The organism is Mesorhizobium quangtriensis (assembly GCF_040081925.1).
Taxonomy (GTDB): Bacteria; Pseudomonadota; Alphaproteobacteria; order Rhizobiales; family Rhizobiaceae; genus Mesorhizobium_K; species Mesorhizobium_K quangtriensis.
Genome location: NZ_JBEBMF010000001.1, coordinates 550,417 through 571,659, shown reverse-complemented (window position 1 = coordinate 571,659; position 21,243 = coordinate 550,417). Strand labels below are relative to the sequence as shown.

At 63.7% G+C, this 21,243-nt stretch carries 28 protein-coding genes; 20 read left to right on the top strand and 8 right to left on the bottom strand.

From position 1 onward, the window contains the following. Positions 1-42: 42 nt before the first annotated feature. Positions 43-534 carry a DUF2244 domain-containing protein gene (locus ABMA32_RS02835; protein WP_349012207.1) on the bottom strand — a complete coding sequence of 164 codons (492 nt, stop codon included), beginning with the start codon at positions 532-534 and terminating at the stop codon, positions 43-45. 22 nt (positions 535-556) lie between these two features. Here ABMA32_RS02835 and nth point away from each other — a divergent pair, with 22 nt between their 5' ends. Then, positions 557-1,327: an endonuclease III gene (nth, locus tag ABMA32_RS02830; protein WP_349012206.1), complete on the top strand. Its 771-nt coding sequence runs from the start codon at positions 557-559 to the stop codon at positions 1,325-1,327. A gap of 56 nt (positions 1,328-1,383) precedes the next feature. On the opposite strand, the gene ABMA32_RS02825 is transcribed toward nth, so the two are convergent. Continuing rightward, the gene (locus tag ABMA32_RS02825; protein WP_349012205.1) at positions 1,384-1,950 is read right to left on the bottom strand and encodes a DUF2214 family protein; all 567 of its coding nucleotides are present in this window, start codon (positions 1,948-1,950) and stop codon (positions 1,384-1,386) included. A 46-nt stretch (positions 1,951-1,996) separates the two neighbouring features. On the opposite strand from ABMA32_RS02825, the gene ABMA32_RS02820 reads away from it, so the two are divergent. The 4 genes from ABMA32_RS02820 to ABMA32_RS02805 all read left to right on the top strand — a co-directional run bounded on the left by ABMA32_RS02820 (position 1,997) and on the right by ABMA32_RS02805 (position 4,005). Then, a complete protein-coding gene (locus ABMA32_RS02820; RefSeq protein WP_349012204.1) occupies positions 1,997-2,515 on the top strand; it encodes a GNAT family N-acetyltransferase in 519 nt (172 codons plus the stop codon). A gap of 77 nt (positions 2,516-2,592) precedes the next feature. Beyond that, the gene (locus ABMA32_RS02815) at positions 2,593-2,961 is read left to right on the top strand and encodes an ArsR/SmtB family transcription factor (protein WP_349012203.1); all 369 of its coding nucleotides are present in this window, start codon (positions 2,593-2,595) and stop codon (positions 2,959-2,961) included. Then, complete coding sequence (locus ABMA32_RS02810) at positions 2,958-3,491, top strand: SRPBCC family protein (protein ID WP_349012202.1); 534 nt, start codon at positions 2,958-2,960, stop codon at positions 3,489-3,491. The genes ABMA32_RS02815 and ABMA32_RS02810 overlap by 4 nt, the downstream gene beginning before the upstream one ends. 25 nt (positions 3,492-3,516) lie before the next feature. Further along, entirely contained in the window at positions 3,517-4,005 is a 489-nt protein-coding gene (locus tag ABMA32_RS02805) for an SRPBCC family protein (protein ID WP_349012201.1), read from the top strand. 7 nt (positions 4,006-4,012) lie between these two features. Here the strand turns inward: ABMA32_RS02805 and ABMA32_RS02800 are convergent, their stop codons facing one another. Next, the gene (locus tag ABMA32_RS02800; RefSeq protein ID WP_349012200.1) at positions 4,013-4,636 is read right to left on the bottom strand and encodes a TetR/AcrR family transcriptional regulator; all 624 of its coding nucleotides are present in this window, start codon (positions 4,634-4,636) and stop codon (positions 4,013-4,015) included. Positions 4,637-4,727: 91 nt separating this feature from the next. On the opposite strand from ABMA32_RS02800, the gene ABMA32_RS02795 reads away from it, so the two are divergent. From ABMA32_RS02795 to nhaA, 7 genes are all read left to right on the top strand, one after another. Next, positions 4,728-5,795, top strand: a complete 1,068-nt coding sequence (locus ABMA32_RS02795) for a polyamine ABC transporter substrate-binding protein (RefSeq protein ID WP_349012199.1) — start codon at positions 4,728-4,730, stop codon at positions 5,793-5,795. Continuing rightward, complete coding sequence (locus tag ABMA32_RS02790) at positions 5,795-6,646, top strand: ABC transporter permease (RefSeq protein ID WP_425475491.1); 852 nt, start codon at positions 5,795-5,797, stop codon at positions 6,644-6,646. Before ABMA32_RS02795 ends, ABMA32_RS02790 begins: the two co-directional genes overlap by 1 nt. Beyond that, the gene (locus ABMA32_RS02785) at positions 6,646-7,428 is read left to right on the top strand and encodes an ABC transporter permease (RefSeq protein WP_349013313.1); all 783 of its coding nucleotides are present in this window, start codon (positions 6,646-6,648) and stop codon (positions 7,426-7,428) included. Before ABMA32_RS02790 ends, ABMA32_RS02785 begins: the two co-directional genes overlap by 1 nt. Further along, positions 7,425-8,516 (top strand): ABC transporter ATP-binding protein, encoded by a 1,092-nt coding sequence (locus ABMA32_RS02780; RefSeq protein ID WP_349012197.1) that lies wholly within the window; start codon positions 7,425-7,427, stop codon positions 8,514-8,516. The genes ABMA32_RS02785 and ABMA32_RS02780 overlap by 4 nt, the downstream gene beginning before the upstream one ends. Then, entirely contained in the window at positions 8,513-9,256 is a 744-nt protein-coding gene (locus ABMA32_RS02775; protein ID WP_349012196.1) for an MBL fold metallo-hydrolase, read from the top strand. Before ABMA32_RS02780 ends, ABMA32_RS02775 begins: the two co-directional genes overlap by 4 nt. Positions 9,257-9,366: 110 nt before the next feature. Next, positions 9,367-9,777 carry a phage holin family protein gene (locus ABMA32_RS02770; protein WP_349012195.1) on the top strand — a complete coding sequence of 137 codons (411 nt, stop codon included), beginning with the start codon at positions 9,367-9,369 and terminating at the stop codon, positions 9,775-9,777. A gap of 164 nt (positions 9,778-9,941) precedes the next feature. Next, the gene (gene nhaA / locus ABMA32_RS02765; RefSeq protein WP_349012194.1) at positions 9,942-11,156 is read left to right on the top strand and encodes a Na+/H+ antiporter NhaA; all 1,215 of its coding nucleotides are present in this window, start codon (positions 9,942-9,944) and stop codon (positions 11,154-11,156) included. Here the strand turns inward: nhaA and ABMA32_RS02760 are convergent. The 4 genes from ABMA32_RS02760 to ABMA32_RS02745 form a co-directional block, all read right to left on the bottom strand. Next, positions 11,153-11,401: an acyl carrier protein gene (locus ABMA32_RS02760; RefSeq protein WP_349012193.1), complete on the bottom strand. Its 249-nt coding sequence runs from the start codon at positions 11,399-11,401 to the stop codon at positions 11,153-11,155. The genes nhaA and ABMA32_RS02760 overlap by 4 nt on opposite strands. Continuing rightward, positions 11,394-11,966, bottom strand: coding sequence for a GNAT family N-acetyltransferase (locus ABMA32_RS02755; protein WP_349012192.1), 573 nt, complete (start codon positions 11,964-11,966; stop codon positions 11,394-11,396). Before ABMA32_RS02755 ends, ABMA32_RS02760 begins: the two co-directional genes overlap by 8 nt. Before the next feature lie 5 nt (positions 11,967-11,971). Beyond that, positions 11,972-13,378: a class I adenylate-forming enzyme family protein gene (locus ABMA32_RS02750; protein ID WP_349012191.1), complete on the bottom strand. Its 1,407-nt coding sequence runs from the start codon at positions 13,376-13,378 to the stop codon at positions 11,972-11,974. Between the two features lie 80 nt (positions 13,379-13,458). Then, positions 13,459-13,599 (bottom strand): hypothetical protein, encoded by a 141-nt coding sequence (locus tag ABMA32_RS02745; protein WP_349012190.1) that lies wholly within the window; start codon positions 13,597-13,599, stop codon positions 13,459-13,461. Positions 13,600-13,810: 211 nt separating this feature from the next. Between ABMA32_RS02745 and ABMA32_RS02740 the strand changes: the two genes are divergently transcribed. The 7 genes from ABMA32_RS02740 (at position 13,811) to ABMA32_RS02710 (ending at position 20,592) form a co-directional block, all read left to right on the top strand. After that, positions 13,811-14,116, top strand: a complete 306-nt coding sequence (locus tag ABMA32_RS02740; RefSeq protein WP_349012189.1) for a PqqD family protein — start codon at positions 13,811-13,813, stop codon at positions 14,114-14,116. A gap of 59 nt (positions 14,117-14,175) precedes the next feature. After that, a complete protein-coding gene (locus ABMA32_RS02735) occupies positions 14,176-15,183 on the top strand; it encodes a hypothetical protein (RefSeq protein ID WP_349012188.1) in 1,008 nt (335 codons plus the stop codon). Next, positions 15,180-16,211, top strand: coding sequence for a nucleotidyltransferase family protein (locus ABMA32_RS02730; RefSeq protein ID WP_349012187.1), 1,032 nt, complete (start codon positions 15,180-15,182; stop codon positions 16,209-16,211). Before ABMA32_RS02735 ends, ABMA32_RS02730 begins: the two co-directional genes overlap by 4 nt. Before the next feature lie 94 nt (positions 16,212-16,305). Beyond that, positions 16,306-17,328 carry an LLM class flavin-dependent oxidoreductase gene (locus tag ABMA32_RS02725; protein WP_349012186.1) on the top strand — a complete coding sequence of 341 codons (1,023 nt, stop codon included), beginning with the start codon at positions 16,306-16,308 and terminating at the stop codon, positions 17,326-17,328. A 65-nt stretch (positions 17,329-17,393) separates the two neighbouring features. Then, entirely contained in the window at positions 17,394-18,464 is a 1,071-nt protein-coding gene (locus ABMA32_RS02720; protein ID WP_349012185.1) for an FUSC family protein, read from the top strand. Positions 18,465-18,562: 98 nt separating this feature from the next. Then, entirely contained in the window at positions 18,563-19,951 is a 1,389-nt protein-coding gene (locus tag ABMA32_RS02715) for a M20/M25/M40 family metallo-hydrolase (RefSeq protein WP_349012184.1), read from the top strand. Positions 19,952-19,971: 20 nt separating this feature from the next. After that, a complete protein-coding gene (locus ABMA32_RS02710) occupies positions 19,972-20,592 on the top strand; it encodes a ribonuclease D (protein WP_349012183.1) in 621 nt (206 codons plus the stop codon). A 23-nt stretch (positions 20,593-20,615) separates the two neighbouring features. On the opposite strand, the gene ABMA32_RS02705 is transcribed toward ABMA32_RS02710, so the two are convergent. Continuing rightward, on the bottom strand, positions 20,616-20,756 hold the full coding sequence (locus tag ABMA32_RS02705; RefSeq protein ID WP_349012182.1) for a hypothetical protein: 141 nt from the start codon (positions 20,754-20,756) through the stop codon (positions 20,616-20,618). A gap of 145 nt (positions 20,757-20,901) precedes the next feature. Here ABMA32_RS02705 and ABMA32_RS02700 point away from each other — a divergent pair, with 145 nt between their 5' ends. Beyond that, positions 20,902-21,150, top strand: a complete 249-nt coding sequence (locus tag ABMA32_RS02700) for a hypothetical protein (RefSeq protein WP_349012181.1) — start codon at positions 20,902-20,904, stop codon at positions 21,148-21,150. Positions 21,151-21,243 lie beyond the last annotated feature (93 nt).

Genomic DNA, 21,243 nt, shown 5'->3' with positions numbered 1-21,243 from the left:
GATGTCGCCGGAGCCTTCGCCACCCGATTCCTGCCGCCCAGCCTAACGCGTTTTCGCCGTCGCCAGCGCGCGGGAGAAGGCGGTGGCGAAGCTTTCGCGGTCGTCCGGGTTGAGGAACCCGCCGATCGACACCGAGCGCCCCTGCCCCTCGACCGCCATGCGGGTGATGCCGATCTCGTCGTGACGCGCCACCGCGAATTTCGCCCAGAACGGATTGAAGTGATGATCCTCCGAGCGGCCCGACGGGGCGATCTTGCGGATGTCGAGGCTCGTTCGCGAGACGGAAACCTCCTCGCGGGCGCGGGCAGCCCGGTAGTTCAGCGTGAAGCAGACATAGACGAGCAGGACATCGAGGCCGAGAAAGCCAAAAATGGGCCAGGCTCCGTGCGACAGGAAGAAGAGCCCTGTCACGAGCCAGCCGAAGAGAAGCGCGCCCATCAGGATGGCGAACCCAGTCCGCCCCAGCGAACGGTGCGGGGTCAACAGAGCCTGAAAGAACGGTTCGTCGGCCGCGGCCGCGTTTGTGTCGCTCATGGCGAATAATTATAGAAGGGCGATGGAAAAGCCCAAGCGAAAAACCGCCGCACCCGCGCTACGGGACGGTTCGAACGCCAAGCGGCGGCCGCGCCCGGTGAGGCCCTATTCGCTTTACACGCCGACGGAGGTGCATGAGATCTTCCGCCGCTTCGCTGTCCAGCGGCCGGAGCCGAAGGGAGAACTGGAGCACGTCAACGCATTCACCTTGCTGGTTGCCGTGGTGCTGTCGGCGCAGGCGACCGATGCCGGCGTCAACAAGGCGACCCGTGCACTGTTCAAGATAGCCGATACGCCGCAGAAGATGCTTGCTCTCGGCGAGGTGAAGGTCGGCGAGCATATCCGTACGATCGGGCTCTGGCGCAACAAAGCGAAGAACGTGATCGCCCTGTCGGAGGCTCTTATCCGCGACTATGGCGGAGAGGTTCCCGGCGACCGCGACGAACTGACCAAGTTGCCGGGCGTCGGCCGCAAGACCGCCAATGTCGTGCTCAACATGGCCTTCGGCCAGCCGACGATGGCCGTCGACACGCATATTTTCCGGATCGGCAACCGGCTCGGGCTCGCGCCGGGCAAGACACCGGAACAGGTCGAGGAAGGGCTTATTCGTGTCATCCCGCCGGAATACATGCGCCACGCGCACCACTGGCTGATCCTGCACGGGCGCTATGTCTGCAAGGCGCGCCGGCCGGAATGCGAGCGCTGCGTCATCGCCGACATCTGCAAGTCTGCGGAGAAGACGACCGATATTCCCGCACCGCTGGTGGAGCTTGCGCCGGGCGCTGTGCCTTAAGCCGCAAGAACGCATGATCTTATCCGAAAAGTCATGCAACTTTTCGGGACCATGCTTCAGGCGCCAATCCCGCGCGCCATGGCGGCGGCGAACACCAGCACCAGTGCGAGGAAAAACACCTCGCCCCTGATCCAGGAGCGGACAGCGGCGATCTCGCCGTCCGGAACCGGCGCCGCACCGCTCCTGCGCCAGGCCAGGATGCGCAGGGTCGGCCGGATGGAAAGCAGGCCGACGATCACAAAGGCGACCATCTTGCCCCAGAAGGCGTGGTTGGACAGGTAATATTCCCAGCCCTTGAGGCCGAAGATTACCCGGCAGATGCCGACCACGATCACCGCCATCGCTACGCCGCCATAAGCGCCGTCTATGCGCCCGAGCAAAGCGAGGTTCGAGCCCGAAAGACCGGGGCGCACCAGCGCCAGCTCGGCTGCCAGCAGGCCGGCGAGGGTGAAGACGAGGAAATGATGCAGGATGGCGAGAAGAAGATCGACGACGTCCATTGTCCTCTGGCTCTCGTTCGCTTGAGGTTGCCTGCGATAGATAGAAACTGCCACGACGAACGGCACGCCGATAGCTGCCATTTCCTGCCAGACAGCAGGCAGACCTAGCTTGGCCCTATCCACCCGGGACGAGAATTCCGACAATCCGTGCCGACACAGGACGAATGTAATGGCCGAAACACCAGGCATCGAAACCGAACGCACGATCCTCAGGCTTCCCGTGCTTGACGATTTCGACAGCTACGCGACGCTGTGGGCCGACCCCGCCGTCATGCGCTTCATCGGAGGAAAAGCCCGGACCCGCGAGGAAAGCTGGGGCCGGTTCCTGCTGATCACGGGCATGTGGCAGTTGCTCGGCTATGGCCTATGGACCGTGGTGGACCGCACATCGCAAAAATTCATCGGCGTGGCGGGTTTCCATGAGATGAAGCGCGACATCACGCCATCCTTCGAAGGAACACCGGAGGCGGGCTGGATATTTGCCCCGACGGCACAGGGTCGAGGAATCGCGACCGAAGTGGTCACGGCCATGCTCGCATGGGCAGAGGGTCGTCCGGGCTTCGAGAAGACTGCGTGCATCATCGATCCCGAGAACGGTGCCTCGCTGGCCGTTGCCCGCAAGTGCGGTTATCGCGAAAAGGCACAGACGACCTATCACGGTGCGCCGACGATCCTGCTCGAGCGCTGAGACCAAATCTGTTCCCACTTCCAAAAACATTCAACCGATGGGTTGATTATTAAGAGTGTGTGGCTATATTCAACTTTATGGTTGAATATCTTGCTCCCGCACTCGATCCCGTCTTCCACGCGCTCGGCGACGCCACGCGGCGCAGCATGCTGCGCCGGCTGGCGGATGGGGAACAGACAGTCGGCCAGCTCGCCGAACCTTTCGCGATCTCGCTCGCGGCCGCATCCAAGCACATCAAGACGCTGGAGGCTGCTGGCCTGATCCGTCGCGAGGTGCGCGGTCGCATCCATATGTGCCGGCTCGAGCCGGGGCCGCTTGCCAGCGCGCATGAATGGCTTGGCTTCTACGAGCGCTTCTGGACCGACCGCCTCGACGCACTCGACCGCCTGCTGCGCGAGGAAGACGCACGCCGGCGCACCGATTCCAAAAAGGGAGATGAAGAATGAACGATATCGGCAGTCCGGGCGCATTCGGCGTGCTGACCGAACCCACGACGCTGACCATCAAGCGCGTCCTGCCGGGGCCGGTCGAGCGCGTCTGGGCCTATCTGACGGAAAGCGACCTGCGCCGCAAATGGCTGGCCTCCGGCGACATGCAACTTTCGGTCGGCGCGCCGTTCGAGCTCACCTGGCGCAACGACGAGCTGACTACGCCTCCCGGCAAGCGTCCCGACACTATCCGCCAAGAACACAGCATGCGCAGCGAGATCACCGAGCTTGTACTCCTGCGCAAGCTATCCTTCACCTGGGGCAGCACGGGCGGCGTAACCTTCGATCTGGAGCCGACTGGCGACAAGGTCCTGCTGACGGTGACGCACCACCGCATCCCGGACCGGTCGATCATGCTCAACGTCAGCCCGGGCTGGCATGTGCATCTCGACGTGCTGGCCGCGCGCATGAGCGGCGATGAAACCGAGCCGTTCTGGGATCGGTGGAGCAGACTCAGACAGGAATATGACCGGCGGCTGCCGGCCTGACGCACCTCTTGAAAGGGAGAGCATCATGACACAAGAGAACTTCACCACCCGCTTCACCGTCGACCGCAAGCCGGCGGAGGTCTACGCCGCCGTCATCAATGTCCGGGGATGGTGGTCGGAAGACATCAAGGGCAAGTCCGAAAAGGCCGGCGATATCTTCAACTACCGCTTTCGAGACATTCACCGCTGCACGATCAAGATCAAGACGTCGGTTCCCGGCGAGAAAGTCGTCTGGAGTATCGTGGATAACTATTTCAACTTCACCGAGGACAAGAGCGAATGGAAGGGTACGGAGGTCGTGTTCGACATCCGCCCGGCAAAGGGAGGCGCCGAACTGACGTTCACCCATGTCGGGCTCGTTCCGGACTATGAATGCTGGGAGGCCTGCTCGGCGGGATGGACCACCTATATCAATGGCAGCCTGCGTGCCCTCATTCTGACGGGCAAAGGCGAGCCCAATGTCGGCGAACCAAGGAACGAAACCGAACGGGCGCTCGCCGAAGAGACGCTCTGACTCGACCCTATCCATCCCGTGCCGCGATGGCGTCGACCAGGACCTTGTTCTGGCGGCGGATCGCGGTGCGAAGGTCGCCAAGCGTCATGGCGTCATCCTTCACGAATTCGATGAACATCATGTTCATGTTGTTGAAGATGATCTGTCCGGCGGACCGGATATCCATGTCGGGCCGCACAAGGCCAAGCGCCCTCAGACGCTCCACCAGTTCGCAGGTCTGGTCGGCGAGGCCCCGGTCGAGCCCCGTATAGGTCTTGCCGAAAGGGCTGTCGGGCTGCTGTGTCGAGGTCGCCATTGCCTGACGCCACATCTCCTTCGACAGGTAGATCAGTGCGTGGTCGATATAGATGCCGATCAGCGTATCGATCGCGTCAGCGACGTTCGCCGGCGGCATCGCCACGACACCGCGCCCGGCATTCAGCACCTCGTTCACTTCCATCGATACGATTGCGACGAGGATGTCACCCTTGTTTCGGTAGTAGTTGTAGATCGTGCCGACCGAGACGCCGGCGTCTGCAGCGATCGCCTCTATTTTAGCGCCCTCGTAGCCGGATTGGCGAAACAGCGAGGCGCCCGCCTCCAGGATGCGGCGGTGCCGGTCAGCTCTCTGTCTCTCGCGCAACCCGCTCATTGGGTAACACTGCACTGATTTTGGAATTGACTCAAGTTTAGAACTGGTTCAGTTTTTTCCCAACAGCCAAAATGGCAATGGGAGCCTCACGATGAAGTCCATCCTTAGGAAGCATGTCCGCGCGTCAGCGCTCGCCGCGGCGACAGTCGCCTTGTTCGCCGCATCGCCCGCTCTTTCTCAGGAGCTCAACGCGCTGATCTGGTGCGATCACGCCGACCCGGCGCTGCTGCAGCCCTTCGAGGAGGCCAACAACGTCAAGGTCAACGTCAAGGAATTCGAAGGCACCGGCGCGGGCCTCGCAATCGTCGAGCAGTCGCAGCCCGGCGACTGGGATGTCATGGTGATCGACACGATCGACATCCCGCGCGGCGTCGAGAAGGGCCTGTTCGCGGAACTGCCCGAGGACCAATTGCCGATCGCCGACATCTTCCCGGAAGTGAAGATGGACGGCTCAACGGTCGTCAACGGCAAGCGCTACGGCATCACGGAAAAGTTCGGCTACAACACGATCGGCTTCAACAACACGAAGGTTGATCCGGCCGACATGCAGTCGCTGGCGTCGCTGACCGACGAGAAATACAGGGGCCGCATCGCGATCTATGACTACTACCTACCGGTCATCGGCATGGCGGCGCTGGCGCTCGGCAAGGAAACCGCCAAGCTGACCGAAGCCGACCTGCCGGCCATCCGCGACGAACTGATGAAGATGAAGGCCAACGCCAAGCTGGTCGGCGAGGTCACCGCCAGCCAGACGGCGCTCGCGACCGGCGAGGTCGATATCCTCGTCGGCGGCGGCGAATGGGTGACGGCGGGTCTCGCCAAGGAGAACCCGGCGCTCGACTTCTCGATTCCGAAGGAAGGCGCTGTGCTCTGGTCGCAAGCGCTCGCCATGTTCGAGGCCTCCAAAAACAAGGATCTGGCGCTCAAGTTCATCCAGTACATCATGAGCCCCGAGGGCCAGGCACGCCTCGCCACCTCGTCATGCTACTGGGGCATGCCCGCCAGCACCAAAGCGGCGCTGAGCGCTGAGGAAAAGAAGACGCTGCGTTTCGACGAGCAGCCGGGCTTCCTGGCCCGCGCACAGCCCTACCCGTCGCCGGACGCCGATCTCGACAAGAAGATGCAGGACATCTGGACAGAAATGCTCCAGGCGCAATAATCCGAGCTGTGAGCGAATCGCAGCCCGTACGGCTCCTGCCCTGGGCGCTGGTCACGCCAGCGCTTCTGTGGACGCTTGTGTTCTTCGTCCTGCCCTTCACGGCCATGGTCGTGCTGAGCCTGACTCATCACGACGATGGCCGGGCGACCTTCGAAAACTACCGCCAGTTCTTCGACAATCCGAGCTACTGGCGAGCCATGGTCAACTCGCTGCAGGTGACGCTGATCGTCACCGCTATCTCGGTGCTGCTGGCCTATCCCTTCGCCTGGATCCTCGCCGAGATCGTGCCGCCGCGCCTGCAGCGGCTGGCGCTGGTGCTGGCCATCCTGCCGTTCTGGACGTCCTATGTCGTGCGCTCCTACAGCTGGCTTCTGGTGCTGGCCCAGAACGGCGTCGTCAACCAGGCGCTGACCGGCTCGGGTTTGGTCGACGCGCCGCTTCAGATCGCCAACACGCGCGCGGCGACGGTGATCGGCTTTACGCATTTCTTCGTCATGCTGCTGACGCTGACCATCTTCGCCAACCTCAAGCAGCTGTCGCCGAGCTACCGGCGCGCCGCCGCCGACCTCGGCGCGGGACCGGTGCGAACCTTCCTGCATGTCATCCTGCCGCTGACGCTGCCGGGCATCATGGTCGGCGCGTTCCTGACCTTCGTGCTCGCCATCGGCGACTACATCACGCCGCAGATACTCGGCGGCAACAATGAGCTGCTAATGCCGCAACTCATCATGATGCAGATCGGCAGGCGCGGCGACTTCCCGCTCGCCTCGGCGCTCGCCATCATCCTGATGGTGGTCGTGACCATTGCCTACATCCTCTGCTCCCGCTGGCTGAAGATCGAGCGGACGTGATGCGGATCGCTGGCAAGATACTCGTCTCCGCCTATGCGCTCGCCATCTACGGCTTCATCTTCCTGCCGGTCATCGTGCTCGTGCTGTTCTCGCTGCAGGCGAGTTCCTTCCCGATCCCGCCCTTCACCGGGCCGTCGCTGCGCTGGTACGAGGCAGTGCTTGCCGATCGGCGGCTGATGTCGGCGCTGTTCAACTCGGTCGTGCTCGCTGGCCTGTCCTCGGCGATGGCGGTGACGCTTGGCTTCCTCGCGGCATGGGGCTTCGCGCGCTACCACCTGCCGCGCTCGAGCCTGATGCGTGGCCTGATCACCCTGCCGCTGACCGTCAGCTACCTGATCATCGGCATGGGGCTGCTGATCGTCTTCAACTGGGCGGGTGTGCCGAAGTCACTGTTGGCCGCCGGCATCGGACATGTGGTGATCAACCTGCCGCTCTGCTTCGCCATCATCTACAGCCAGATGGGCGACAACCAGGTGAATTTCGAGCGCGCCGCGCGTGACCTCGGCGCCAGCGAGTGGAAGGTGCTTTTCCTCGTCAGCGTGCCCGTCTTGTGGCCCGCCATCTTCGCCAGCTTCTTCCTGTCGATGACCTTCTCGTGGGATGAGTTCGTCATCGCCTTCCTGCTGACGCGCTTCGACACGACGCTGCCGGTGGAAATCTGGAACCTGCTGCGCTCCGGGCTGAACCCGCGCACCAACGCCATCGGCTCGCTGGTGTTCGGCGTCTCCATCGTCATGGCGCTGCTGCTCGAACTTGTTTTCCTGCGAAGGACCCGTCGATGACTGCACCCCTGCCCGGGCAGTCCCTCTCTGGGCCTTTGGTCGAAATCCGCAAGCTCTCGCACAGCTTCGGCGGACACAAGGCGCTGAACGAGGTGTCGCTGACTGTCGAGCCCGGCAGCTACACGGTGCTGCTCGGGCCTTCCGGCTCGGGCAAGACGACCCTGCTCTCCATCATCGGCGGCTTCGTGCATCCGAACGAAGGCAGCGTCTTCATCCGCGGCAATGACTTTACCAGAGCGCCGCCGGCACGACGCCCCACGGCGACCGTCTTCCAGGACTATGCACTCTTCCCCCATCTCACCGTCGGCAACAATGTCGGCTTCGGGCTCCGAATGCGCGGCGTACCGCGCGCGGCTCGCGCCTCGCGAGTGCGCGATGCGCTGGCGATGGTCGGCCTTGGCGATGCCATCCACAAACGCCCGCACCAGCTCTCCGGTGGCCAACGCCAGCGCGTGGCGCTGGCGCGCGCGCTGGTCGTCGAGCCGGCCGTTCTGCTGCTCGACGAGCCGCTCGGTGCGCTCGACCTGAAACTCCGCCGCCAGATGCAGGACGAGCTGAAGGCCCTGCAGAAGCGCGTCGGCACAGCCTTCATACACGTCACGCACGATCAGGAAGAGGCGATGGCGCTGGCCGATCACTGCGTCGTCATGAGCGAAGGCCGCATCGAGGACCAGGGGCCGGCCGAACGGGTCTATTCGCGGCCGGCGTCGCGCTTCAGCGCCACCTTCATGGGCGAATCCACGCTGATATCAGGCAAGATTCTCGACCTCGGCATGGACGAAATCCGCGTCGATACGCAGGTCGGTCCGCTGTCGCTCGCCGGCGCCGGCGAGCCCGGCTTCGACGTGTCGCTCGCCATCCGCCCGGAACACATCACGCTGGTCCCCGAAAGCGGCTCCGTCTCACTCGGCGAGGCTGCCGTCACCGACGTCGTCTTCCAGGGCAGTTTCAAGCGGGTCCTGGCGGTCTCCACGCGCGACCCTGATGTCACCTTCATCGCCAAGCTCCGTTCGAGTTATGGCGTCGCCATCGGCGACAAGGTCGAATTGTACGCGACGCCTGCCGACATGGTGATGCTCTCGCGATGACACGGGCTATCGCGGCAGCCGATTGGTACGAGACAATCAAGCTCGGCGATGGCGTGACGCTCATCCATGAGCCGTGGATCACGCCTTTCTACCGCTGCAACATATGGCATGTGCGCGGGCGCGACCGCGACCTGCTTTTCGACAGCGGGCTCGGCCATTTCAGCCTGCGGCAACACGTTCCGCTGGTTGCGGAGAAAAAGCTCGTCTGCGTCGCCAGCCACACCCATTTCGACCATATCGGCTGCCATCACGAGTTTCCCCACCGCTGCGTGCATCGTGCCGAGGCAGAAATCCTCGCCGTCCCGCGCAACGAGTGGACGGTCGCCGACCGCTACGCGACCGACGAGATGTTCATCGTCCCGCCCGAGGGCTGGGATGCAGCGCGCTACCACATACAGCCCGCGCCCGCCGACCGTATCCTTGAGGCAGGCGATGTCATCGATCTCGGCGACCGTGCCTTCGAGGTGATCCACACCCCCGGCCACTCGCCGGGTGGCATCGCGCTTTACGAGGCGAAGACCGGCATCCTGCTGTCAGGCGACATCGTCTATGACGGGCCGCTTATCGACGACGCCTATCATTCCGACATCGGCGACTATCTGGCGACGCTGGAGGGGATGCGCGATCTGAACGTCTCGATCGTCCATGGCGGGCATTTCCCGAGCTTCGGCCCAACGCGCTATCGTCAGTTGATCGACGAATATCTGGCACTGAAGCGCAAGCCCGGCTGCCACCTTTGAATGCGGTAAAGATCGCTCCGCAAACTGAGAATGGCGCCTCTTTCCGCAAGGGGAAATCGCCTATAAGCTGACCCGTATTGCAGGCCGATCAGCCACTACCGGAGCACCTGATGATTCGATTGATCGCAACAACAGTTATCGAACTGGCCGCGAACGCCATCGGGCTGCTGATCGCCGCCTGGCTGTTGCCCGGCTTTGTGATCGACGTGATCGGCTTCATCATCGTGGTTGCGCTGTTCACCATCGCCAAGTTCATCCTCGGGCCGCTGATCTTCAAGCTGTCGTTCAAATATGTGCGCGCGCTGAACGGTGGCGTCGCGCTCGCCATCACCTTCGTCGGACTGCTGGTGACGACATGGCTGACGTCACATCTCGTCATCACCGGCTTCACCACCTGGGTGCTGTCGACGCTGATTGTCTGGCTGTGCGGCGTGCTCGCCTCGATCTTCCTGCCGCTGGTCATCTTCAAGAAGGCATTGGCCGAGCGCAGGAGCCCGCGTCCTATCCCGCCCGTCGTCTAAAGACTACTTCGCCGCGACCCCAACGGCTGCCGACGCGGGAAATTCGACCCGATTCGCGTTGCAATCTGGCGCGCGCGCGTTAATTTGCGGCAGGCGTGTGCTGCGTGCGCCGGGCCGAGCCCAATACGGAGAATGTTTTGGCATTTTTCGAGGAGCCGTAGGCAATGCAGCACGAAATTTATGATCGCCGGGGCCCCCGGCGTCCGCTTTCCGTCATCAGAGAATTCCTGGACAATGCAGCATCAGGCGGCCTTGTCCTGATGGGCGCTGCGGCGCTGGCGATCCTGGTCGCTAACTCGCCGCTCGCTCCCACCTATTTCGCAGCCTTAAAGGCCTACGTAGGCCCGCTCAGCGTTTCGCACTGGATCAACGACGCGCTCATGGCGCTGTTCTTCCTGCTGGTCGGCCTCGAGATAAAGCGCGAGATGATCGACGGGCAGCTCGGTTCATGGAGCCGGCGCATCCTTCCCGGGGTCGCGGCGGTGGGCGGCATGGCCGTGCCCGCTGTTATCTTTCTGGCGTTCAACTGGAATGATCCGCTGGTGGTGCGTGGATGGGCGATACCGACCGCGACCGACATCGCCTTTTCGCTTGGCGTGCTGTCACTGCTCGGAAACCGCGTTCCGACCTCGCTGAAACTTTTCCTGACGGCGCTCGCGATCATCGACGACCTCGGCGCGGTCATCATCATCGCCCTCTTCTACACCGGCGATCTCTCGGTGCCCTATCTGGCGCTGGCGGCCGGCGTGGTCATTGCGCTGTTCTCCATGAACCGCCTCGGCGTGATGCGGCTGACGCCCTATCTGCTGCTCGGACTCGTGCTCTGGTATCTGGTCTTCAAATCCGGCGTTCACGCCACCATTGCCGGCGTTCTTCTGGCGATAACCATTCCGTTGCGCCCCGCACCAGGACGGCCCGACGACATAACGTCGCCGCTGCATCAGCTCGAGCACGGACTGCAGAAATGGGTGACCTTCCTTGTCATCCCGATCTTCGGCTTTGCCAATGCCGGCGTTTCGTTCGCAGGTCTTTCGCTCGGCGTGCTCGGCGACGACCTGACACTCGGCGTTGCGCTTGGACTGCTCGTGGGCAAGCTTGTCGGCGTGTTCGGCAGCGCGTGGCTGGTCATTCGTTTCCGTCTGGCGGACATGCCAATGGGCGCCGGCACCTTCCAACTCGTCGGCGTGTCGCTTCTCTGCGGGATCGGCTTCACGATGAGCCTTTTCATCGGCCTGTTGGCGTTTGCCGACTACCCGCACCTCCAAGAGGAAGTTAAGGTCGGCATCCTGTTCGGTTCCCTGCTGGCCGGCATTCTTGGGTACTCAATTCTGCGCGTCGCGCCGAGGGACGTGCCCCCGCCGCCTGCACGCAACGGCTAAGCGGGGGTTCCGGCTTCCGAGGGCAACAGATCCGCCAGGCTGGCGACTGTCTTCAGCGCGGCAATCTCGTCGGGCGTGAGCTGTCGGCCGAGCTTCTCCTCGAAGGCCAGGACGATCGACAGATGTGCGATGCTGTCCCACTGCGGCAGCGATCCAACTGGTGCGTCCGCGGGCACGTCCTGCGGACGGCACCCCAGCACTCCCGCAATAATGCCGGCAACCACCGTCAGGCGCGCCTCATCCATTGCGCTCGGCCTTCCGCCGCATCCATTCATCGCGGAACATCTCGAAGATCAGCATGTCGTGAACCTGACCGGTTACTGGGTCGGATTTTGAGCGGTGCATCGTGCCCACATGGGCGAAGCCGAGCTTCTGGTAGTTGAAGACCGACGGAAGATTGCGGCCCACCACCTCGGCATGCAGTCTTTCCACATCGGAATGCTCGAAAATATGATCGATCAGGCGTGCGCGCACCTCCTGCACAACGCCCTTGCCCCACCAGCTTCGATCCTGGATGCCGATGCCGAGGCGGCAGGACCGGTATCCGTACATTGACATAGTATGTATGCCGATCGGCACCGAGCCGCCGCGCGGCACGATCGCGTGGACGAAGCGCCTCCGCTTGTTGGCGCGGATCATTTCACGATACCATCCGCGGAGCGAGCGCGTCGCACCGGATCCCGTGAAACTGGTAACGAACTCGATATCCCGCGTCCACGGATAAGTCAGGCGGAACGCCTGCCATCTGTTGAGCGGCACGAGATCGAAACGTTCGCTTTCGATCCTCTCGCGCAGTGCCTGGCGCCCCACGCCGCTCAGGCCCCCGGTCCCGATGCGAGCGCTGCTTCCCGCACGCGGTCACGCACGATCTTGCCGCGGTCGTTGCGCGGGATCGCGTCGAGCACGAAGATTTTCGACGGCACCGCCTCCGCCCTGCATCGCTCCCGGCACCAGGCGCGGAGCGCAGGAATGTCGGCATTTTCGGCCAAGACGATCGCCGCCGCCACCGCCTCGCCGGCGATCGGGTCTGGCAGGGCGAAGGCGCAAGCTTCGCGCACGGCGGGATGGCGTTCCAGCAGCATGTCGATCTCTTCGGCCGGAACCTTGACGCCGCCGCGGTTTATCTCGTTCTTGATGCGGCCGACGAGCGTCAGGCAGCCATCGGCGTCGATCCTGCCGGTGTCGCCGGTGCGCAACCAGGAACCATGGAATGCAGCGCGTGTCTCGGCCTCCATGCCGAGGTAGCCGGACATGATCGATGGCGTCGCCACAAGCACTTCGCCCGACCCTTCCCGCAGGACGTTGCCGGACTCGTCAAGAACCGCGGCGCTGCCGCCCCATGGCTTGCCGACGAGGCCGTCCGCTGCGCCCGGGTCTTCAAGGCTGGCACCGCCGATCCAGTTCGCCGTCTCGGTCATGCCGTACATGTTGAAGACGTTGCGTGTCCCCGTCCAGCCGGCAATCGCGCGCCAGTGTTCGACGGAGAGCGGGGCGGAGCCGACATGGACGCGGCGCATCACATGCACGGGCCGCATGGACAGGCGCATCGCCACCGTCCAGAACGACGGCGTGGAACTCATGAAGGTGATGCGCCGCGTATCCACCAGTGTACCGAAACCGCGCATCTCGTCGATCGAGGGCTGCGGCCACAGAATGAGCGTGCCGCCCGCCGCCATGACGGTAAAGATGTTGCCTATCAGCCCATGTCCGAAATGCAGGGGAAGGACGCAGAGCGACGTCCGGAGATCGGCCTGGCCTATCGCCGCCACGTTGAGGGCGACGCGGGCAGACAGACTGCGCTGTGTATGAACGATGCCCTTCGGGCGTCCGGTGGTGCCGGATGTCATCAGGGTCAGTGCAGGGTCGTCGGGCCCAAGCGGAGAAGATCCGGTCGACACGATGGCGGCAGCAAGGCTGATCGCATCCTCGTCGAGGAGGGCCGACGCTCCGGTCGCCCGCATCACATTGGAGCGCTCCTCCTGCGTGATCCCCGGGTTGACGGCGACCGCCATGACCCCTGCTTCCCAAAGCGCGAAGATGTCGCGCAGATAGTCGACCGGCGCGGGACGCGCCACGACCGCACAACATCCCGGTCCGAGTCCTGCTTCCCGAAAAGCGCGGGCCCGTTGCTCGACCTCGGCAACGAAATGCCCGAGACCCAGTTCGGTCCCGGTTCGCGCATCGATCAGCCTTGTCTGGTTATGAAGAAGCGAGAGCAGCATGAATTGAAAAGCTAGGCGCCCTTGCTATCTCGCTAGCGCATTCCTCCGCGCATCCAGCCGGCCAGTTGACACCCGATCGCTCACTTGAACCCGCCGGACATCTGGCCCGGGTCCGCCGTTACGGCCTGCAACACGAGGGGAGACTTGGAGAGGGACGGCCGCTCGTAGCGCCTGCGCTGGCTGGTTACGAGCCTGCAAGATTTGCTTGCTTCGGATTTCATCGTGGCATCCTCTTCCTGGCAGTCATCAAGCTCTACCGAATTCGCGGCGGAGCAGCAAGATTCGAAATTTTCGCGCCTCCGGCGCAGACCAAACGCCGGCACCCGTCAAAAAGGACCGTTTTCCAGCCAACGGTGGCATCCGGTTGTACGGAGCAGGCTTGACCGCGCGACCGGGTTGCATCAAAACCGCCTCGGTCTGGAGGACATGGGCGTGACGACTGAACAACCCGGCGGCGACATTTCCCCGTCGACCAAGCTAGAACTGGCTCCCGAGGTCATCGTCAAGTCTATGGGCGATGACGAAGGCGGCGTGCTGCTGCGGCGCGATTCAGGCGAAATGTTCACCGCCAACGATACGACCATCTTCTTCCTCAACGAACTGGACGGATCTAAACAAGTAGGCGACATCGCCGCGAGCATGGCCGATGTCTTCGAAGTCACTACCGCGGAACTCGAAAGCGATCTCGTCGAGCTGGCGCGCGAACTGCTCAGCCAGAACCTCGTGCGGGTCGCCTGACACAAGTGGCAACGTCCGGATCGCCCGTCGCTTCGACCGTGCCGAATTCTGTTGATCCCGTGCCCGAGCAAACCCTGCATCTGGACTTCCAGGGGGCCGGCCTTCTGGTATCGGCCGGCGACCGCGCCTGGATAGACGCAATAGCCGCAATGTATCCGGGTTTCGTCGCCGACGGAGCCCCGCTGCTTGACGCATTCAGGCTGGACATCATTGAGGCGGACGTTCTCCCGCCCGACCCGGACCTGCCGCTGACGTGGGCGGGCCTGAACACTTCGGGGGTGCCATGCCGCATCTTCGAGTCGGAGACCGAGCAGTTTTTCGTCGCCGAGGACAAGGTCGTGAAGATCGAGTTGCACGGAAGCGGGGCCGCCACGGTTTTCGTGCTGCCGGAAGGCCGCAATGCGTTCCTGTCCTCGATCGTGATCCCGGTCGTCGAGTCCGCGCTGTTCCATGGCGGCCAGTATCTGCTGCATGCCGCCTGCCTCGTCGAGGAAGCCTCCGGCCGCGCAGTTCTGGTCTGCGCGCCATCCGGCTACGGCAAGACGACAACCGCGATGACGCTCGCCCATGAGGGCTTTTCGCTGATGACAGACGACGTGGCGGTCGTCGTTCCGAAGCCCGAGGGCGTGCTGGCCTGGGGCGTACCCCGCTCACTGAAAGTTCACAGGCGGACAGCCGAGCTTTTGTCATGGATCGGTCCGCTGCCTGACGACCGATGGGACGAGAATGGCGAGCAGGGCATTGCGCTTGAGAAAATTGCCGACCGGATCGGGGTCATGCCGCCAGAGGCAAGGCCGCTGGCCGCGATCATCATCCTGGGATCGCGCTCGCCCGCCGGCCATGTTCTCGAACCCGCGTCGCGACCGGAAGTCCTTGCCGTACTTGCGCATGACAATGTCGCGGCCCGGGCGGCGGGGATGACCGCCAAGGCGCTGGACAGGTTCATGACGTTCGCCGACATGATCCAGCGTACGCCTGCGTTCACCTTGCACGCAGGCGAGGATCTCGCCAGCCTGCCGGGGATGGTGACTCGGGCCATGAAGGATGGCGCGGGGAATGCGCCGTGAAGATCGGTCGGACAGAAGCGTGGCTGGCGCGATTGTCCGACCCTCGGGGTGCGAACGAGCGATTTCGTCCATCGCCTTTCGATGCTTCGGAACGCGGCCAGATGGAGCGGCTCGTCGGCCTCGCCGCCCGGCACAATGTGCGCCCGGCCTTCGCGCGCAACCTTATGCGGCAGTTGAAGGACGCGCCCCTGGACTTTCTGGCAGGTGACACGCGGGTCGTCGCCGCCACCTCCGCATGGCTGTCGGATCATGCAAACGACCTGCGCATCGGGGATTTTGCGCGCGCGAGCCTTTTGGCTGATGTGGCCGGCACGATCAGGGAGAAGATAGCGGCTGCGGCCCTGCCCGCCGTGATCGTCAAGGGCGTGGACTTCGCAGAGGTCGCCTATGGCGGACTTTACCTGCGGACTTTCTCCGACGTCGACCTGCTGGTTCGACCCGATGCCGCGGAAGCTCTCGGCGACGTCCTGCGCGACCTCGGTTTCACCGAGCACGTCCCCTCCGGCAAGCGCGTGGACTACACCGAGCGCGCCTGGACGCGCGCCGACCAGCACGGCACCACGCTTGTCGAAGTGCATACCGATGTCGTGCATGCCCCTGAATTGCGCGCCGCGCAGTCGCTTACCTACGACCTCTACGCGGATCCGGCGCTTGGTGGCGTCACGCACGCGGCAAGGCTTGTGCTGGCAGCGCTGCACGGCTCCACATCGCATCTTTTCGGCCGGCTGCAATATGTGGTCGACGGGTTGATGGTCGCGCGCCTTGGCCCCGATCCGGAGGAACTGGTTGTGCGCGCCAAACGGTCGGGCGCGACGCTTCCGCTCGTCACGATGCTGCGACTGGCGTGGGAAATCTACGGCTGCGAGATCAGCGCCGACCTCCTGGGGCGCCTCGGTCCCCTCCGCTGGGGCGGCCTGGAATCACGGCTCATCCGCGCCTCGATGGTGCTCGCCGCAAAGGGCGAAGGCCGCTGGATGCTATTGCCGCAGCGCTATCTCTATCGCCGACTGCTTCACACCACGTTCTGAAAACTGGACAGACCGTCGCCCTCACGGTGCTTGTCGCGACCGGCGGAAGCGCCTAACTGCGGGCATCTCCAGAACGCGGCAAGGCAGGCACATCATGAAGAAAATCGGCTTCCTCTCCTTCGGCCACTGGTCGCCGTCTCCCCAGTCGGGCACGCGCTCCGCCTCCGACGCGCTGCTGCAGTCGATCGACCTCGCTGTGGCGGCAGAGGAGCTCGGCGCCGACGGCGCCTATTTCCGCGTTCACCATTTCGCCCGCCAGCTTTGCTCGCCTTTTCCCCTCCTGGCCGCAGCCGGGGCCAAGACCAACCGCATCGAACTCGGCACCGCCGTCATCGACATGCGCTACGAGAACCCGCTCTACATGGCCGAGGACGCAGGTTCAGCCGACATCATCGCCGGCGGTCGCCTGCAGCTCGGCATCAGCCGTGGTTCGCCCGAGCAGGTGATCGACGGCTGGCGCTATTTTGGCTACGCGCCTGAGGAGGGCAAGACCGACGCCGACATGGCGCGCCGTCATGCCGAAGTCTTCCTCGATGTCATCCGCGGTGAGGGCTTCGCGCAGCCCAATCCCCGGCCGATGTTCCCCAATCCGCCCGGCCTGCTCCGGCTCGAGCCGCATTCGCAAGGCCTGCGCGACCGTATCTGGTGGGGCGCGGCGACGACGCCGACCGCGCAATGGACGGGCAAGATGGGCATGAACCTGCAAAGTTCCACGCTGGTCATGGCAGAATCCGACAAGCCCTTCCACATCCAGCAGGCCGAGCAGATTGCAGCCTTTCGCGCAGCCTGGAAGGAAGCCGGCCACACGCGCGAGCCGCGCGTCTCGGTCAGCCGCTCGATCTTCGCCATCGTCAACGACATGGACCGGGCCTATTTCGGCGGCGAAGGCGGCAGCCAGGACCATTTCGGCTATATCGAGCCCGGCAAGCAGGCCGTCTTCGGCCGTTCCTACGCGGCCGAGCCCGACAAGCTGATCAAGCAATTGAGCGAGGACGAGGCGATCAAGGCGGCCGACACGCTGCTGCTCACCGTTCCGAACCAGCTCGGCGTGGATTACAACGCCCACGTCATCGAGGCGATCCTGAAGCACGTCGCGCCGGGCCTTGGCTGGCGCTGACAGGCAGTCTTCCACGACCCTGCCGCAGGTCTAAAATCCGCGCTATGAACGCTGGAGGGTGTGTCATGGCGAACACGGGTTCCGGACTGCTCGACTGGCTGGACAGGCTTGATCCCGGCGTCCACCGCCGCATCAAGGGGCTCAGGCTCGTCACCGCCTTCGGCATCGCAGCCATGGCCGGCCGCATGCCCGAGGTCGTCAATGCGCTCGATGCCGGCCCGTCGCTGAGCGTTCTTGCCGGTGGCTTCGCGCTTTGGGCAAGCGTCTCCGAGGCGCGCGAAAGCCGGTTCCATTCCGGTCGCGACCTGTTGTACCTGTGTATCGCGGCAGCGGCAGGCGCTATGGTTTACGTGCTCCTTGCGCCGCTGTTGTCGTCTGTCAGCACGTTCGGACCCGAACTGGTCCTTGTTACCGGCGCATTCTGTACCGGCTATCTCCGGCGGTTCGGCATCCTCGGGACCGGCCTCGGCTCGCAGATCTACATCGGGCAGCTTCTCGCCTATACGTCCGGCCTCGGACCTGACGACCTCTGGACGATCGCGCTCGCCGGCGTGATCGCCGCCGTCGCAGCGATCGTGCCGCGCGTGCTGAGCGGACCATCCGAGAAGCCTGCGCTTGCATTACCCACCCCAGACGTTCGCGTCACGGGATTGCCTGGAATGCGTCCCCAGCTTGCCATGGGCCTGCAAGCGGCAACCGGCGCGCTCGCCATCATCGGCCTGACGTCGCTGTTCGGCCTGCAGCAACCGGCCTGGGCGATCACAGCCTGCACCTATGTCATCGCCGGTTCGGCGGCCGGCACGCTCGACCGCGTTCGTCGCAGGATTCTGGGCACGGCCATCGGCGTGCCGCTCGGCCTGATCTGCCTGCCACTAGCCCACGAGGCCCCACTGGTTCTCTGGCTTGTAGCCGCCTTGGCCATGGTGATCTACGCGATGGCCCTGCCCGAGCGCTACGACATTGCCTGTGGTGCGTTCGCCTTCGCGCTGGTCGTCACGCTGGCGGCCTCGGGCGAGCATTCCGTGCCCCTGCTTTTCTCGCGCGCATGGGAAACCGTCATCGGCGGGGTGGTCGGGCTGCTGGCCGCGCTGTTCCTCCTGCCGCTGAAGCCGGTTCGGCCTGCGCCGACATCGTGACCCTGGCTCAGGGGTCAGCGGTTTTCTTCACGGCGGGCTTGTTGTAGGACGGCATGCCAGCCCGCTTGGCAGCACGCCTGAAGGAAGCCAGAATAGAAATGCCCGCTCTTTCCCCGGTTCTCGATCATATCGACACACATCTGGACGCCAGCCTCGAGCGGCTGTTCGCGCTTCTCAGACTCCAGTCGATCTCCACCGATCCCGACTATGCGGCGGAATGCCGGAAGACGGCCGAGTGGCTCGTTGCGGACCTGAACGGGATCGGCTTCGAGGCCAGCGTGCGCGACACCCCCGGCCATCCGATGGTGGTGGCGCATCACCCGGGACCGTCGGCAGACAGCCCGCATGTTCTCTTCTACGGCCATTACGACGTCCAGCCCGTCGATCCGATCGAGCTGTGGGACAACCCGCCCTTCGATCCGGCCGTCAGGGAGATCGAGCCGGGCCGGAAGGTGATCACCGGGCGCGGCTCGTCCGACGACAAGGGGCAGCTCATGCTGTTCGTGGAAGCCTGCCGGGCCTTCAAGGCCGAGCACGGGCAGCTTCCGTGCCGCGTGACGATCCTGTTCGAGGGCGAAGAAGAATCGGGCTCGCCATCGCTGAAGCCCTTCCTCGAAGCCAATCGCGAGGAGCTGAAGGCCGACTTTGCGCTGGTCTGCGACACCGACATGTTCGACGCGCAGACGCCGTCCATCTGCGCATCGTTGCGCGGGCTGGTCGGCGTCGAGGTGACAGTCAAGGCGGCCAACCGCGACCTCCATTCCGGCATGTATGGCGGCCCTGCCGCCAATCCGATCCGGATCCTGTTGAAAATTCTGGCCGACATCCATGACGAGAATGGCCGGGTGACCATCCCCGGCTTCTATGACGGTGTCGATGAGACTCCGTCGCAGGTGCTGCAGTCGTGGGAGACGCTCGGCGTCACGCCGGAAAGCTTCCTCGGGCCTATCGGCCTGTCGGTGCCTGCCGGCGAGAAGGGGCGCTCGGTTCTGGAAATGGTCTGGGCGCGGCCAACCGCCGAGTTCAACGGCATTTCGGGCGGCTATACAGGCAAGGGCTTCAAGACTGTGATCGCGGCCGAGGCCTCAGCGAAGATTTCGTTTCGCCTCGTCCACAAGCAGGACCCCGCGAAAATCGCCGAAGCGTTCCAGCACTTCGTTCGCGAGCGCCTGCCGGCCGATTGCTCCGTCGAATTCCATCCGCATGGCGGCTCGCCGGCGATCCAGCTTTCCTACGATGCGCCGTTTTTGACCAAGGCGAAGCAGGCGCTGTCGGAAGAGTGGCCAAAGCCGGCGGTCACCATTGGCGGTGGCGGTTCGATCCCCATCGTTGGCGACTTCCGCACCTATCTCGGCATGGAATCGCTGCTGGTCGGCTTCGCTCTCCCGGACGACCGCATCCATTCGCCGAACGAGAAGTACGATCTCAATTCCTTCCATAAGGGTCAGCGCTCATGGGCGCGGATTCTCGATGCGCTTTCGCGCTGACGGGTTTGCGGGGACACCAGATGACCAATATCCGCTTTCACAAGAACGACCTGCCGGACCTCGCCAACTATAATGTGCCGGCGGTGGCGATCGACACGGAGACGTTAGGGCTGAACCCGCATCGCGATCGGCTCTGCGTCGTGCAGCTTTCGCCGGGCGATGGAAGCGCCGATGTCGTGCAGATCGCGCAGGGCCAGCGCGAGGCTCCCAATCTCGCGAAACTTCTGCGCGATCCGGCGATCACCAAGATTTTCCACTACGGGCGCTTCGACATCGCAGTGCTCTACAACGCGTTCGGCGCGATGGCCGAGCCTGTCTTCTGCACCAAGATCGCCTCGCGGCTGACCCGCACCTATACCGACCGGCACGGCCTCAAGGACATCTGCGCCGAGTTGCTGGGGGTTGCCATCTCCAAGCAGCAGCAGTCGTCGGACTGGGCGGCGACGACGCTGACGCATGAACAACTCGAATATGCCGCGTCCGACGTTCTTTACCTCCACCGGCTGCGCGAGGTGCTGGCCGGGCGGTTGGCGCGGGAGAACCGGACGGACGTGGCCGACGCTTGCTTCCGCTTCCTGCCGTCGCGCGCAAAACTCGACCTGTTGGGCTGGCCGGAAGAAGACATTTTCGCACATAGTTAGACTGCCCAGCGTCCTGCTCGGGCTCAGCCTTTTTCAGGAACAGTCTTCTTTGCCGGGCCGCGCATACGGGGAGCGGGACCGGCTGACGCCTGCGTTTGCTCAACCGGCGCGGTCCACCAGCGATAAAGCGCGTAACCGGCAAGTGCGAGGATGATTCGTTTCATGGCTTTTCCTTTCATGCTTCTCGCGTCAAGAATTCGCCGGCGGCAGGTTCGTTCCGTTCGGGCTTGAAAACCAAACTGGGCATGAAACCAAATGCCGCTTGGCGCATTTCAGATGTCCGCATACGGAACCTGAGGGGGGTCCAACATGACAAATCCACAGCCAATCGCCACCGCGCCCAAGGACGGTCGAAAGGTCACGGTCTTCTGGACCGACCGCGACGGACAAGAGAATGAGTCGGTCGCGCAATACCGCTCGCTGGATCGACTGAAGTCCGCCGGAGGCGAGTGGGACGCAAGCGACGAGGGCTGGTGGGCCTATGTGGACAGCGACACGCTGAAGCGTATCCAGCCTCATGGATGGAAGCCGCCGGGCGGGGAAGACGACGATGAGTGAGTGCCGCCGGGGCGGCGTTTCTCGTCCACTGCATTATCCGGTATGATTGATTCGATGCACGGTCGATTCGTGCCGCCCCATGGCCCGAACTCG

What these genes read in the sequence shown, in the direction of transcription:
- ABMA32_RS02745 (WP_349012190.1), bottom strand. Translation starts at nt 13,599, where the DNA reads ATGAAATCCGAAGCAAGCAAATCTTGCAGGCTCGTAACCAGCCAGCGC.
- ABMA32_RS02795 (WP_349012199.1), top strand. Translation starts at nt 4,728, where the DNA reads ATGAAGTCCATCCTTAGGAAGCATGTCCGCGCGTCAGCGCTCGCCGCG.
- ABMA32_RS02715 (WP_349012184.1), top strand. Translation starts at nt 18,563, where the DNA reads ATGCCCGCTCTTTCCCCGGTTCTCGATCATATCGACACACATCTGGAC.
- ABMA32_RS02705 (WP_349012182.1), bottom strand. Translation starts at nt 20,756, where the DNA reads ATGAAACGAATCATCCTCGCACTTGCCGGTTACGCGCTTTATCGCTGG.
- nth (WP_349012206.1), top strand. Translation starts at nt 557, where the DNA reads ATGGAAAAGCCCAAGCGAAAAACCGCCGCACCCGCGCTACGGGACGGT.
- ABMA32_RS02760 (WP_349012193.1), bottom strand. Translation starts at nt 11,401, where the DNA reads ATGGATGAGGCGCGCCTGACGGTGGTTGCCGGCATTATTGCGGGAGTG.
- ABMA32_RS02725 (WP_349012186.1), top strand. Translation starts at nt 16,306, where the DNA reads ATGAAGAAAATCGGCTTCCTCTCCTTCGGCCACTGGTCGCCGTCTCCC.
- ABMA32_RS02820 (WP_349012204.1), top strand. Translation starts at nt 1,997, where the DNA reads ATGGCCGAAACACCAGGCATCGAAACCGAACGCACGATCCTCAGGCTT.
- ABMA32_RS02700 (WP_349012181.1), top strand. Translation starts at nt 20,902, where the DNA reads ATGACAAATCCACAGCCAATCGCCACCGCGCCCAAGGACGGTCGAAAG.
- ABMA32_RS02800 (WP_349012200.1), bottom strand. Translation starts at nt 4,636, where the DNA reads ATGAGCGGGTTGCGCGAGAGACAGAGAGCTGACCGGCACCGCCGCATC.
- ABMA32_RS02810 (WP_349012202.1), top strand. Translation starts at nt 2,958, where the DNA reads ATGAACGATATCGGCAGTCCGGGCGCATTCGGCGTGCTGACCGAACCC.
- ABMA32_RS02750 (WP_349012191.1), bottom strand. Translation starts at nt 13,378, where the DNA reads ATGCTGCTCTCGCTTCTTCATAACCAGACAAGGCTGATCGATGCGCGA.
- ABMA32_RS02815 (WP_349012203.1), top strand. Translation starts at nt 2,593, where the DNA reads ATGGTTGAATATCTTGCTCCCGCACTCGATCCCGTCTTCCACGCGCTC.
- nhaA (WP_349012194.1), top strand. Translation starts at nt 9,942, where the DNA reads ATGCAGCACGAAATTTATGATCGCCGGGGCCCCCGGCGTCCGCTTTCC.
- ABMA32_RS02770 (WP_349012195.1), top strand. Translation starts at nt 9,367, where the DNA reads ATGATTCGATTGATCGCAACAACAGTTATCGAACTGGCCGCGAACGCC.
- ABMA32_RS02710 (WP_349012183.1), top strand. Translation starts at nt 19,972, where the DNA reads ATGACCAATATCCGCTTTCACAAGAACGACCTGCCGGACCTCGCCAAC.
- ABMA32_RS02785 (WP_349013313.1), top strand. Translation starts at nt 6,646, where the DNA reads ATGCGGATCGCTGGCAAGATACTCGTCTCCGCCTATGCGCTCGCCATC.
- ABMA32_RS02720 (WP_349012185.1), top strand. Translation starts at nt 17,394, where the DNA reads ATGGCGAACACGGGTTCCGGACTGCTCGACTGGCTGGACAGGCTTGAT.
- ABMA32_RS02805 (WP_349012201.1), top strand. Translation starts at nt 3,517, where the DNA reads ATGACACAAGAGAACTTCACCACCCGCTTCACCGTCGACCGCAAGCCG.
- ABMA32_RS02780 (WP_349012197.1), top strand. Translation starts at nt 7,425, where the DNA reads ATGACTGCACCCCTGCCCGGGCAGTCCCTCTCTGGGCCTTTGGTCGAA.
- ABMA32_RS02835 (WP_349012207.1), bottom strand. Translation starts at nt 534, where the DNA reads ATGAGCGACACAAACGCGGCCGCGGCCGACGAACCGTTCTTTCAGGCT.
- ABMA32_RS02775 (WP_349012196.1), top strand. Translation starts at nt 8,513, where the DNA reads ATGACACGGGCTATCGCGGCAGCCGATTGGTACGAGACAATCAAGCTC.